A 12535-nucleotide genomic window follows, 5' to 3' on the forward strand; every position below is an offset into this window, starting at 1 on the left:
GAATAACAGCCCTTATTTAGTGATGCCGGCGGGCGAGTCGAGGCTGAATGTCCGGAACAACAAAGGTTTTCGATTCTGTTGACAGGATCATAGCGAATAATTAGAACAAATAAAGAACAAAATTCCTTGTGGATGACAGGAACTGGATACGCACCGCCTGTCCTCTATGGTTTAAGGTGCGCCGATGATTTTAAACGCCGCCGGGCAGGGCGGCAGTAAGGTGAATGATATGGCTGGCAGTGTGAACAAGGTAATTCTGATCGGAAACGTGGGCGCCGACCCCGAAATCCGCCGTACGCAGGATGGCCGGCCGATCGCCAATCTTCGTATCGCGACCTCGGAAACCTGGCGTGACCGCAATTCCGGCGAGCGCCGCGAGAAGACCGAATGGCACACGGTCGTTGTCTTCAACGAAGGCCTCTGCAAGGTTGTCGAGCAATATGTGAAGAAGGGCGCCAAGCTCTATATCGAAGGCGCGCTGCAGACCCGCAAGTGGCAGGACCAGACCGGCAACGACCGCTACTCGACGGAAATCGTGCTGCAGGGCTTCAACTCGACCCTGACGATGCTCGACGGTCGTGGTGAAGGCGGTGGCGCGGGTTCCGGCTTCGGCGGCGGTCGCGGTGGTGACGACTTCGGTGGCGACGATTATGGTTCCAGCCCGTCTTCTGGCGGCGGTGGCCGAAGCAGCGGCGGCGGTAATCGTGGCGGTGGCAGCAGTGGCGGTGGCAGCAGCAGCGGCGGCAACTTCTCGCGCGATCTCGACGACGATATCCCGTTTTGAGCGACGCTATTCCCGAGCTTTGACGACGGCGCCCGAGGGCGCCGTTTTCATGTCGGCGTGGCGCTGATCAGATTAAGAGCGGATTTTGCACCGTCCACGACGAACTGCGCGGCAAGTGCTGCGAGGATTACACCGAGGAGGCGGGTCAGGATCGCGCGGCCGGTCACCCCGAGGAAACGGTCGAGCCGGTCGGCGAGGAACAGCACCATCAGGGTGATCAGCAGACACGCAGCGATGACGCCGATCAGCTGCGCACGTTCGACCGTGGAGGGCAGGGTTCCTCCGAGCAGAATCGTCGCCGAAATGGCGCCCGGTCCGGCAATCAGGGGCAGGGCAAGCGGGAAGACGGCGATATTCTCGATATGATCCTTGGTAATTGCGACTTCCGTCGTCTTTTCCTTGCGATCCTGGCGCTTCTCGAAAACCATTTCGAAGGCGATCCAGAAAAGCAGCAGGCCGCCCGCCAGCCGGAAAGCGCCGATGGAAATACCGAGCACGCCGAGCACGCTGGAGCCGAATAGCGCAAAGACCGCAAGAATGATGAAGGCGATGGTGGTGCCGCGCAGCGCCACCTGCTTTCGCTCCGGCCGGCTCATGCCGACAGTGAGGCCGAGAAAGAGGGGCGCAAGCCCCGGTGGATCGATGGTGACGAGCAGCGTCGTGAACGCGTTGATCAATTGGTCGGCGCTTGCCATCGCTTCTTCAAAACCCCATATAGATGCTTGTTTTTCATGATTGTGCTGTGCCGATTCCGATTTGGCAAATGCGTGATCGCTGATTGTCTACCTATCGCGGGCAAATACCATTATTTGCCCTCTTTCGACCGTAAAAGCCTGTTCAAAACCCCTGGCCAAATTGGCGCGGGAACAGGCTTTCCGCTATAAATCTTCGAGTGATTCTAGAAGAGAACGTGAACCGTTTTGACTGAGCAAACACCCCCCGGCGGCGGGAAGCTCCCGCCAGGCATCGAGCCGATCTCCATTATGGAGGAAATGCAGCGGTCATATCTCGATTACGCGATGAGCGTGATCGTGTCCCGCGCACTTCCCGACGTGCGCGACGGCCTGAAGCCCGTGCACCGGCGCATCCTCTACGGCATGTCCGAGCTCGGCATCGACTGGAACAAGAAATACGTCAAATGCGCCCGCGTCACCGGGGACGTGATGGGTAAATACCATCCGCACGGCAATGCCGCGATCTACGACGCGCTCGCCCGTATGGCGCAGGACTGGTCGCTTCGTCTGCCGCTGATCGACGGCCAGGGCAATTTCGGCTCTGTCGACGGTGACCCGCCGGCGGCCGAACGTTACACCGAATGCCGCCTGCAGAAGGCCGCTCATTCGCTGCTCGACGATCTCGACAAGGAAACGGTCGATTTCCGCGACAACTATGATGGTACGCTCTCCGAGCCTGTCGTCGTTCCCGCAAAATTCCCGAACCTTCTGGTCAACGGTGCTGGCGGCATCGCCGTCGGTATGGCGACCAACATTCCGCCGCATAACCTCTCCGAAGTCATCGATGGCTGCATTGCGCTGATCAATGATCCGGCGATCGAACTGCCGGACCTGATGCAGATCATTCCGGGTCCCGACTTCCCGACCGGAGCCAAGATTCTCGGCCGCTCCGGCATCCGCTCGGCCTACGAAACCGGCCGCGGTTCCGTCGTCATGCGCGGCGTTGCCACCATCGAGCCGATGCGCGGCGACCGCGAGCAGATCATCATCACCGAGATCCCCTATCAGGTGAACAAGGCGACGATGATCGAGAAGATGGCCGAACTGGTACGCGAGAAGCGCATCGAAGGCATCTCCGACCTGCGCGATGAATCCGACCGCCAGGGCTATCGCGTCGTCGTCGAATTGAAGCGCGACGCCAATGCCGACGTCATCCTGAACCAGCTTTATCGCTATACGCCGCTGCAGACCTCCTTCGGCTGCAACATGGTGGCGCTGAACGGCGGAAAGCCGGAACAGCTGACGCTACTCGACATGCTCCGCGCTTTCGTCGCCTTCCGCGAGGAAGTTGTTAGCCGGAGAACAAAATTCCTGCTTCGCAAGGCGCGCGAACGTGCGCACGTCTTGGTCGGCCTCGCGATTGCTGTTGCCAATATCGACGAAGTCATCCGTGTCATCCGTCAGGCGCCGGACCCGCAGTCGGCCCGCGAAGAACTGATGACCCGCCGTTGGCCGGCAGAAGATGTCGAAAGCCTGATCCGCCTGATCGACGATCCGCGGCATCGCATCAATGACGACCTGACCTATAACCTCTCGGAAGAGCAGGCCCGCGCCATCCTCGAACTGCGCCTTGCCCGTTTGACGGCTCTCGGCCGGGACGAAATTGGCGATGAACTCAATAAGATAGGCGAGGAGATCAAGGATTACCTCGATATCCTGTCATCGCGTATCCGCATCCAGACGATCGTCAAGGACGAGCTCACTGCCGTCCGCGACGAGTTCGGCACGCCGCGCCGCACCGAGATCATCGACGGCGGTCTCGAAATGGACGATGAAGATCTCATCGCCCGTGAAGACATGGTCGTTACCGTTTCGCATCTCGGCTATATCAAGCGTGTGCCGCTAACGACCTACCGTGCGCAGCGCCGCGGCGGCAAGGGCCGTTCCGGCATGACCACCCGCGACGAAGATTTCGTTAGCCGGCTATTCGTGGTCAATACCCACACGCCGGTCCTGTTCTTCTCCTCGCGCGGTATCGTCTACAAGGAGAAGGTCTGGCGCCTGCCGATCGGCACGCCGACCTCGCGCGGCAAGGCGCTGATCAACATGCTGCCGCTCGAACCTGGCGAGCGCATCACCACGATCCTGCCTCTGCCCGAGGATGAGGACAGCTGGGATAATCTCGACGTCATGTTCTCGACGACGCGTGGTACGGTCCGCCGTAACAAGCTCAGCGACTTCGTCCAGGTGAATCGCAACGGCAAGATCGCCATGAAGCTGGAAGACGAGGGTGACGAAATCCTCTCCGTCGAGACCTGCACCGATCAGGACGACGTGTTGCTGACGACGGCGCTCGGCCAGTGCATCCGCTTCTCGGTCGATGACGTCCGCGTCTTTGCCGGCCGCAACTCGATCGGCGTGCGCGGCATCAACCTCGGCGATGGCGACCGGATCATCTCGATGACGATTGTCGGCCATGTCGATGCCGAGCCCTGGGAGCGCGCTGCCTACCTCAAGCGCTCCGCCGCCGAACGTCGTGCGACGGGCGTGGACGAGGAGGATATCGCTCTGGTCGGCGAAGAAGTCACCGAAGAGGGACAGCTCTCCGACGAACGCTACGAAGAGCTGAGGGCACGCGAACAATTCGTGCTGACGGTCTCTGAAAAGGGTTTCGGCAAGCGCTCGTCCTCTTACGATTTCCGCATCTCCGGCCGCGGCGGCAAGGGTATCCGTGCCACCGATACATCGAAGACAGGCGAAATCGGCGAACTGGTCGCCGCCTTCCCGATCGATGATGGCGATCAGATCATGCTCGTCTCGGATGGCGGTCAGCTGATCCGCGTCCCGGTCGGCGGCATCCGTATCGCCAGCCGCGCTACCAAGGGCGTGACAATCTTCTCCACGGCCAAGGATGAGAAGGTCGTCTCGGTCGAGCGTATCAGCGAGCCGGAAGAAGAAGAGACGCCCGAGAATGGTGACGAAGCCGTGGTCTCCGAAGGTGAAGCTCCGGCAGCGGGCGAAGCCGACGAAACCCCATCGGTTGAGTAATTCACCACATTCACATAGCAAACCGGGCGGCACCTGCCGCCCGGTTTTTTTATTGCGCTATGAAGAGCTTGCCGATTCATCCTGAGGGGAATGTTGTGGGCAGCTGGACAAGGCGAGGGGTGCTGGCCGGTGTTTCGGCTGCAACCGGCGCGGCGCTTCCTGCTTCTGCCGCAAAGTGATCCCGGACCAGCCTTTCCAGCGGAACTCCATTGAAGATGGCGCTGCCGTATTTGCTGCAACAGGTGAGGACACGGCTGCCGTGGTCTTTCCGGCCGGCAACATCCAGCCCGGCGCTTTACCCGAGGGTGTCTCGATCCTTGCGATGGGGCAGGGCTTTGCCGTCGTTACAAGCGAACGCAGCGACTATCTGCGCGCGCTCTATGGCAACGAGCTCTATTGGTTCTGCCGTTGCGAAACAGCGGCTGTCTGGCGCTTCGGCCGCCATTCTCGACATGAGAAAAGCCGGATGCAAAACATCCGGCTTGCATTCATGCTTTTGCGCTGCGGGAGCGGCTTCAGAAAGCCTTATGCTTTTCTTGGAGCGATTTCACTTCCTCGCTTTCACGGCGCAGAGCGGAAATCGTGGAGGTCACGGACACAATGAACATGATGCTGATGAGTGCTGTGAAAACTGTCAGGATCGTGAACATGGTGGCGTTCCTTTCTTTAGGGAGTTGCGTTCAAGCTCCTCAGTACTGACCGAGAACGCTTACGGAGCGAGCCGAAGCGAACGGACCATATACCTTGGAAGCATCGACCTTCTGATTGTCATAGAGAGCGATTGTGGCAGTCAGCATGCCCGTGACCATTACCATCCAGAGCATGTTAATCATCGTGATCTTGCCAGGCATCTTTGTTCCCTTCCTGCCGCGCTTACGCATCTCATATGTGTCGATCATTTGAACGCATCCGTCTTTAAAAGGTTCCGCCGGATGTTGGCGGGGTGTTTACCAATCGTGATCTGAAGCGACCTTGAATGTCACGTTCATCTGCCGTTCAGAAATCAAATCGATTAGAACGTGTGCGGCCAAGCTGTCTCATGATCGCCGCATGTTCGCTGACCTCCGGGCGTACCCAGCCAATCTGATGCTTGTCGGCGACGTAACCGTAGAAAAACTCGGCGAACAGCGAGGAAATAACGGCTACTGCGATGAGGATGATCAGCATGATCGGGGTCTTTCCGGGGAGTGACGCTACCAGGACCGGCAGCGTCTGGGTTGATGATGCGAATAAAGCAGATCCCATCTGAGCGGACCTTGAACGTGCCGTTCATTCATCGTTCAGCCGCGCCGGGCGGTCTGGCTAAATGACTTGCGGGAAACGGGCTTCCATGACAAAAGGCGTCAAACGAACGGCCGGACCAAATGACCACAGCTTTCTATCCGGGGTCCTTCGACCCGATCACCAATGGACATGTTGATGTGCTGGTCCAGGCGCTCAACGTCGCCGAAAAGGTGATCGTCGCGATCGGCATCCATCCGGGGAAGGCACCACTCTTTTCATTCGACGAAAAGGCAGCATTGATCCGCGCGTCGCTGGGCGAGGTGCTGCCGGAAAAGAGCGCGCATATCGATGTCGTCTCCTTCGACAATCTCGTCGTCGACGCGGCGCGCGCGCATGGCGCAAGCCTGCTGATCCGTGGCCTGCGTGATGGCACCGATCTCGATTATGAAATGCAGATGGCCGGCATGAACAGGCAGATGGCGCCTGATATCCAGACTATCTTTCTGCCGGCAGGCACGGCCTCGCGGCCCATTACCGCCACATTGGTGCGCCAGATCGCAGCCATGGGCGGCGATGTCAGCGCCTTCGTGCCGGCGGCCGTCTTGCAAGCCCTGAAATCCAAGCGCAAAGCCTAGGCGGATACCGCCGCAATGGAGCTCACATGAAACTCTTCTATCTTGCATTTGCCGGCGTGCTCTATCTCGCCTCCTTCGCGGGCGACGCTTTTGCGCAGGCGGCCGATCACTACATCACCATCCAGCTGAAGAGCGGCCCGGTTGTCATCCAGCTGCTGCCGGATGTGGCGCCAAAGCATGTGGCGCAGATCGAAGCGCTGGTGAAGAAGGGCGAATATGACAATGTCGCCTTCCACCGTGTCATCCCGGGCTTCATGGCCCAGACCGGCGACGTTAAATATGGCAACATGGAAAAGAACTTCGATGCTGCCCAGGCCGGCACCGGCGGCTCCGACCTGCCTGACCTGCCGGCCGAATTTTCCAAGACGCCTTTCGTGCGCGGCACGGTCGGCATGGCACGCGCCCAGGACCCGAATTCCGCCAACTCGCAGTTCTTCATCATGTTCGATGACGGTTCCTTCCTGAATGGCCAGTACACGGTCGTCGGCAAGGTTGTTTCGGGCATGGAAAACGTCGACAAGATCAAGAAGGGCGAAGGCCAGAACGGCGAAGTCAGCAATCCTGACCGCATGATCAAGGTCACGATGGGCAAGAAGTAAATTCACGACAAGAAGGAGAACGACAATGGCCGAGATCAAGGATCCGGAAAACACCATCATTCTGGAAACCACCAAGGGCAAGGTTGTCATCCAGCTTCTGCCGCAGGTCGCGCCCGAGCATGTCAAGCGCATCAAGGAACTCGCCCGCGAGAAGGCCTATGACGGTGTCGTTTTCCACCGCGTCATCGCCGATTTCATGGCGCAGACGGGTGACGTACAGTTCGGCAAGAAGGGCGGCGACAACTTCAATCCGGGCCGCGCCGGCATGGGCGGCTCTGAAAAGGACGATCTGAAGGCTGAATTCTCGGCAACGCCGCATGTTCGCGGCACCTGCTCGATGGCCCGCTCGCAGAGCCCGAACTCGGCGAACTCGCAGTTCTTCATCTGCTTCACCGACGCTCCCTGGCTGAACAAGCAGTACTCGGTCTGGGGCCAGGTCATCGAAGGCATGGATAACATCGACAAGATCAAGAAGGGCGAGCCCGTCTCCGATCCGGATTCGATCGTCTCCATGCGGGTTGCCGCCGACGTCTGATTGTGATTTCTGCAGGAACCCGCCCTTGCGCGAGAGCGCGGGGCGGGTTTCGCTTTGCCTGGAAGGCTTTGATGCGCGTAGACCTCTTCGATTTCGACCTGCCGGATGAACGCATTGCGCTGCGGCCCGCTGAGCCGCGCGACAGCGCGCGGCTGCTTGTCGTCGATCCGGACGGGCAGCCGGTTCTTTCCGATCATCGCGTCTTCGACCTGCCGTCCTTCCTGCGCGCGGGCGATGCGCTGGTCTTCAACGATACCAAGGTCATCCCGGCACAACTCGAAGGCATCCGCCACCGTGAGGGTGCGGGCGGTCAGCAGGTTTCGGCGACGCTGCATATGCGGATCGGCGCCAACAAGTGGAAGGCCTTCGCCAAACCCGGCAAGCGTATCAAGGAAGGCGATCGTATCGCTTTCGGCCATGGTGGCGAAAGCTGCATGATCGGCTCGCTCGACGCGACCGTCGAGGAAAAGGGTGACGCCGGCGAAGTGACGCTCGCCTTCGATCTTTCCGGACCTGCGTTGGATGAGGCAATCGCAGGCGTCGGCCATATTCCGCTGCCGCCCTATATCGCCGCAAAGCGTCCGGAGGACGAACGCGACCGCGCCGATTACCAGACCATCTATGCGCGGGAGGAGGGCGCCGTCGCCGCCCCGACCGCCGGTCTGCACTTCACGCCCGCACTTTTCGACGCACTGGACAAAGCTGGCATCGAACGCCACTTCGTGACGCTGCATGTCGGCGCCGGCACTTTCCTGCCGGTCAAGGCCGACGATACCGACGATCACAAGATGCATCTCGAAAGCGGCTATGTCAGCGCCGAGATTGCTGCGAAGCTGAATGCCGTCAAGGCGAGGGGCGGACGCATCGTCTGCGTCGGCACGACCTCGCTCCGGCTGATCGAGAGCGCCGCCGAAGAGAGCGGCGAGATCAGACCCTGGGCGGGCGCGACAGGCATCTTCATCACGCCTGGTTACCGCTTCAAGGCGGTCGATATACTGATGACCAATTTCCACCTGCCGCGCTCTACACTCTTCATGCTGGTCTCGGCCTTCGCCGGTTTCGAGACCATGCACGCGGCCTATACGCATGCCATTTCGACAGGCTACCGCTTCTATTCCTACGGCGACGCGAGCCTTCTTTTCCGGAAAGACCGATGACCACTGAGAATTTCCAGTTCACCCTGAAGAAGACCGATGGCGGCGCTCGTCTCGGGGAAGTTTCCATGCCGCGCGGTACCATCCGCACGCCGGCCTTCATGCCTGTCGGCACGGTCGGCACGGTCAAGGCCATGTATCTCGACCAGGTGCGTGACACCGGCGCCGACATCATTCTTGGCAATACCTATCACCTGATGCTGCGCCCGACGGCCGAGCGCGTTGCCCGTCTCGGCGGATTGCACAAGCTCATTCGCTGGGAGCATCCGATCCTGACGGATTCCGGCGGCTTTCAGGTCATGTCTCTCTCCGGTCTGCGCAAGCTCGATGAGCAGGGCGTCACCTTCAAGTCGCATGTCGACGGCAGCCTGCATCACATGTCGCCGGAGCGCTCGATCGAGATCCAGGGGCTGCTTGGCTCCGATATCCAGATGCAGCTCGACGAATGCGTGGCATTGCCGGCCGAGCCCAAGGAAATCGAGCGCGCCATGGAGCTTTCGCTGCGCTGGGCCGAGCGTTGCAAGGTCGCGTTCGGCAATCAGCCGGGCAAGGCGATGTTCGGCATTGTCCAGGGTGGTGACGTGCCGGCCCTGCGTGTCCGGTCGGCCGAAGAACTGGCAAAGCTCGACCTCAAAGGCTACGCCGTCGGCGGTCTTGCTGTCGGCGAGCCGCAAGACGTCATGCTGAAGATGCTGGAGACGACGCTTCCGGTCCTGCCCGGTGAAAAGCCTCGCTATCTGATGGGCGTCGGCACACCCGACGACATCCTGAAATCCGTCGCCCGTGGTATCGACATGTTCGACTGCGTCATGCCGACCCGCTCGGGCCGTCACGGTCTGGCCTTTACCCGGCGCGGCAAGGTCAATATCCGCAACGCCCGCCATGCGGAGGACATGCGCCCGCTCGACGAACAATCGAACTGCCCGGCGACGCGCGACTATTCCCGCGCCTATCTCCACCATCTCGTCCGCGCCAACGAAGCGCTCGGCGGCATGCTGCTCTCCTGGCACAATCTGAACTATTATCAGGAACTGATGCAGGGTATCCGCAAGGCGATTGCCGAAGGTCGCTTCGCCGATTTCATGGCCGAGACCATCGAGGAATGGGCGAGGGGTGATCTCGAACCGGTGTGATCAGATGCCCTTGCTGTCGGCGTTCGGCACGATCTGCACGCCGTTGATCTTGAAGCTGCCATCAGGCTGACGAGCAACCTGATAAATCGCCGTCCAGTCCTTGCCGTCGCGGCCGGAAATCAGCACTTCCTGATAGATCATTGCACCGTCGTCGATCGATCTGCTGCGCCCGAAGGCATAGTTGCCAGGGTGATAGACCGGCTCGTAGCTTTTCTTCACCATCGCGAAGAAGACGTTTTTGTCTGGATACATGGCCTTGATGCCGGGCGCAGCGAAGGAATAGGCGGTATCCGCGTCGTCCTTGAGGAATGCCCTGATCTGCTCCTCGATCATCGTCTGTGTTGCCTGCACGGGATCTTCGGCGCGGGCCGCCATGCCTGACATCACGGATACAGCACACAGAACCAGCACTGCGAAGAAGGCGCGCATAGGATCATCTCCGGCTATGTCAGCAGAAGTGTAGGCTATTTTGCGCGCAAGGAAAGAGCCCGATAAACCAGGGCTCAGGACCAGCGACGGAAGAGAGCGCTGGCATTGACGCCGCCGAAGCCGAAGCCGTTGGTAATCGCATATTCCATCGCCACCTTGCGGGCCACCCTGCCCACGAGATCAATGCCTTCTGCTGCGGGATCGGCCGTCTCGAGATTGCGGGTCGGCGGGGCGAGCTGATCGCGCAGCGCGAGGATTGTGAAGATGGCTTCAAGCCCGCCGGCTGCACCCAGGAGATGGCCCGTCGCCGACTTGGTTGCGCTGACGGCGATGCCGCCGTCGCGACCGAAGACCGTACCGATTGCAGCGATCTCGCCCTTGTCACCGACCGGTGTCGAGGTCGCATGGGCGTTGAGATGCTTCACCTCGGCGGCCGGGATCCTGGCTTGCCGCAATGCTGCTTCCATCGCCCGGCGGGCACCGTCGCCATCTTCCGGGCCTGCCGTCATGTGATAGGCGTCAGCGGCCGTGCCGTAGCCGACGAGTTCGGCAAGCGGCGTTGCGCCGCGCGCCAGCGCATGCTCAAGGGTTTCGATGACGAGAATTCCGGCTCCTTCGCCCATCACGAAACCATCGCGCGCTGTATCGAAGGGACGCGACGCAAGTTCGGGTCTGTCGTTGAAACCGCTCGAGAGTGCGCGCGCTGCTGCAAAACCGCCGAGACTCACCTTGTCGATGCAGGCTTCCGAGCCGCCGCAGATAGCGACGTCAGCCTCGCCGGAGCGGATCATCCGCGCCGCATCGCCGATCGCCTGGACACTTGCCGCGCAGGCCGTTACCGGCGCGCCCAATGGCCCCTTGAAGCCGTAGCGTATGCTGACCTGACCGGCCGCCAGGTTGACGAGGAAGGAAGGCACAGTAAAGGGCGACAGCCGTCGCACGCCGCGGGTTTCAGCCGTGCGCACTGCATCCGTTATTGCCGGAAAGCCGCCGACACCCGACGCGATGATCGTGGCTGTCCGCTCGCGCGCATCGACGCTCTCGGGCATCCAGCCGGCCTGGCGCACCGCTTCGTCCGTCGCCATCATCGCAAACTGGATGAAGCGGTCCATCTTCTTCTGGTCCTTGGGCGGCACGGCGCGATCGGGATCGAAACCGGCTTCACTGTCCTCCTCGATGGAGGGAACGACGCCGCCGACCTTGGCGGCGAGATCGCCGACCACATTCTCCGGCAGCACGCGCAGGCCGGAACCACCAGCGACGAGCCGGTTCCATGCGGTCTCGACGCCAACGCCAAGCGGCGAAACAAGTCCCATACCGGTGACAACAATGCGTTCCATGGATTTGACCTTTCTAAAGCAATTCCAGTAAGAGCGCGAAGCGGGGTTGCGTCCGGAATTGCGTAAAAACCAAGAGATAGAGCATTGGAAATGCTCTAAGCGTCGATGCCGAGGTAGTAGGCACGCATGCGGGCGATCCGTTCGCGGTCGCCGTCATCGGCAGCCGGTCCCGGCAGCAGGCAGGTGTTTTCGGGTTTCAATTCTTCGCCGCTGGCTGCATCCACCAGCATGGGCTCGCGTTCCTCGCCGGAAGCGGCGTTGCCGAGCAGGAAGGCAAGATCCTCCTGCGGAACGTGCCGGCGTCCCCAGGAAAACAGAGCCATCAGAACGGGGAAGAAATCACGTCCCTTGGCAGTCAGCACATATTCGTAGCGGGCAGGGCGCTCGTTGTAGAGGCGCTTTTCGAACAGTCCTTCATCGATCAGATGCGCAAGCCGCCGCGTCAGGATGTTCGGCGCGATGCCGAGGCTCTTCTGGAATTCGTCGAAACGCGCCAGCCCGTGAAAGGCGTCGCGAAGGATCATCATGCTCCACCAGTCGCCGGCGCTGTCGAGCGCGCGGGCGGCGGGGCATTTGAAATTGGCAAAGCTCGTTCGTTGCATGATGCAAGTCACTACAGAAGTCACTTGCATCATGCAAGCGACTTACGCGCGTAAGCGACTTGTCAGGCATCATACCGCTCGAAGATCCGCGCTAGGAGAACGCCGGTTACGAGAACGCCGGCTGCTACAAAAACAGTGTCGCCCGGCGTCCCGATATAAAGCGGCCCGATATTGGCAAAGAGCAGGAAGGCGACGAGGAAATTGAACCAGCCCCAGATGACATTGGTGGCCGGAGAACTGAGCTTCGCCCCCTGCAGGCGAGCGAAAGGTGTGCGAAAAGGTCGGCCGCTGACGCCATTGACGAAATGTGGCATGCCATTGGTCAGGAATGCGGCGGCGATGAAATGAATGATGTAGGCAGTCCAGGGCAACGGTCTC

General features: G+C 60.4%; 15 protein-coding genes. 8 read left to right on the top strand and 7 right to left on the bottom strand.

All coding sequences use genetic code 11. The annotated features are described in order from the left end of the window. Nucleotides 1-229 precede the first annotated feature (229 nt). A complete protein-coding gene (locus FHT93_RS01590) occupies nt 230-784 on the top strand; it encodes a single-stranded DNA-binding protein (RefSeq protein WP_183845944.1) in 555 nt (184 codons plus the stop codon). Nucleotides 785-831: 47 nt separating this feature from the next. Here FHT93_RS01590 and FHT93_RS01595 read toward each other — a convergent pair whose 3' ends face one another. Further along, a complete protein-coding gene (locus FHT93_RS01595) occupies nt 832-1479 on the bottom strand; it encodes a MarC family protein (protein ID WP_112968411.1) in 648 nt (215 codons plus the stop codon). Nucleotides 1480-1704: 225 nt separating this feature from the next. Between FHT93_RS01595 and gyrA the strand changes: the two genes are divergently transcribed. Then, nucleotides 1705-4506, top strand: coding sequence for a DNA gyrase subunit A (gene gyrA / locus FHT93_RS01600; RefSeq protein ID WP_183845945.1), 2802 nt, complete (start codon nt 1705-1707; stop codon nt 4504-4506). Between the two features lie 175 nt (nt 4507-4681). Next, nucleotides 4682-5110: a hypothetical protein gene (locus tag FHT93_RS01605; protein WP_183847606.1), complete on the top strand. Its 429-nt coding sequence runs from the start codon at nt 4682-4684 to the stop codon at nt 5108-5110. 85 nt (nt 5111-5195) lie between these two features. Here FHT93_RS01605 and FHT93_RS01610 read toward each other — a convergent pair whose 3' ends face one another. Together FHT93_RS01610 and FHT93_RS35985 are read right to left on the bottom strand one after the other, a co-directional pair. Then, nucleotides 5196-5405 carry a hypothetical protein gene (locus FHT93_RS01610; protein ID WP_112547223.1) on the bottom strand — a complete coding sequence of 70 codons (210 nt, stop codon included), beginning with the start codon at nt 5403-5405 and terminating at the stop codon, nt 5196-5198. A 97-nt stretch (nt 5406-5502) separates the two neighbouring features. Further along, nucleotides 5503-5673, bottom strand: a complete 171-nt coding sequence (locus FHT93_RS35985) for a hypothetical protein (protein WP_348649754.1) — start codon at nt 5671-5673, stop codon at nt 5503-5505. A 197-nt stretch (nt 5674-5870) separates the two neighbouring features. On the opposite strand from FHT93_RS35985, the gene coaD reads away from it, so the two are divergent. The 5 genes from coaD to tgt all read left to right on the top strand — a co-directional run bounded on the left by coaD (nt 5871) and on the right by tgt (nt 9786). Then, complete coding sequence (gene coaD / locus FHT93_RS01620) at nt 5871-6365, top strand: pantetheine-phosphate adenylyltransferase (RefSeq protein WP_112547224.1); 495 nt, start codon at nt 5871-5873, stop codon at nt 6363-6365. A 26-nt stretch (nt 6366-6391) separates the two neighbouring features. Further along, the gene (locus FHT93_RS01625) at nt 6392-6964 is read left to right on the top strand and encodes a peptidylprolyl isomerase (RefSeq protein WP_112547225.1); all 573 of its coding nucleotides are present in this window, start codon (nt 6392-6394) and stop codon (nt 6962-6964) included. A gap of 25 nt (nt 6965-6989) precedes the next feature. After that, on the top strand, nt 6990-7499 hold the full coding sequence (locus tag FHT93_RS01630) for a peptidylprolyl isomerase (RefSeq protein ID WP_112547226.1): 510 nt from the start codon (nt 6990-6992) through the stop codon (nt 7497-7499). Nucleotides 7500-7570: 71 nt separating this feature from the next. Then, nucleotides 7571-8656, top strand: a complete 1086-nt coding sequence (queA, locus tag FHT93_RS01635; RefSeq protein WP_183845946.1) for a tRNA preQ1(34) S-adenosylmethionine ribosyltransferase-isomerase QueA — start codon at nt 7571-7573, stop codon at nt 8654-8656. Next, nucleotides 8653-9786 carry a tRNA guanosine(34) transglycosylase Tgt gene (gene tgt, locus FHT93_RS01640; protein ID WP_112968405.1) on the top strand — a complete coding sequence of 378 codons (1134 nt, stop codon included), beginning with the start codon at nt 8653-8655 and terminating at the stop codon, nt 9784-9786. Before queA ends, tgt begins: the two co-directional genes overlap by 4 nt. Here the strand turns inward: tgt and FHT93_RS01645 are convergent, their stop codons facing one another. The 4 genes from FHT93_RS01645 to FHT93_RS01660 form a co-directional block, all read right to left on the bottom strand. Continuing rightward, complete coding sequence (locus tag FHT93_RS01645) at nt 9787-10215, bottom strand: DUF4864 domain-containing protein (RefSeq protein ID WP_112547229.1); 429 nt, start codon at nt 10213-10215, stop codon at nt 9787-9789. A 74-nt stretch (nt 10216-10289) separates the two neighbouring features. Beyond that, nucleotides 10290-11555 (bottom strand): beta-ketoacyl-ACP synthase II, encoded by a 1266-nt coding sequence (gene fabF / locus FHT93_RS01650; RefSeq protein WP_183845947.1) that lies wholly within the window; start codon nt 11553-11555, stop codon nt 10290-10292. A gap of 95 nt (nt 11556-11650) precedes the next feature. Beyond that, the gene (locus tag FHT93_RS01655) at nt 11651-12157 is read right to left on the bottom strand and encodes a helix-turn-helix domain-containing protein (protein WP_183845948.1); all 507 of its coding nucleotides are present in this window, start codon (nt 12155-12157) and stop codon (nt 11651-11653) included. A 62-nt stretch (nt 12158-12219) separates the two neighbouring features. Then, complete coding sequence (locus FHT93_RS01660) at nt 12220-12528, bottom strand: hypothetical protein (protein ID WP_113148389.1); 309 nt, start codon at nt 12526-12528, stop codon at nt 12220-12222. Nucleotides 12529-12535: the final 7 nt, after the last annotated feature.

This window comes from Rhizobium sp. BK379, from assembly GCF_014193955.1.
Lineage (GTDB): Bacteria > Pseudomonadota > Alphaproteobacteria > Rhizobiales > Rhizobiaceae > Rhizobium.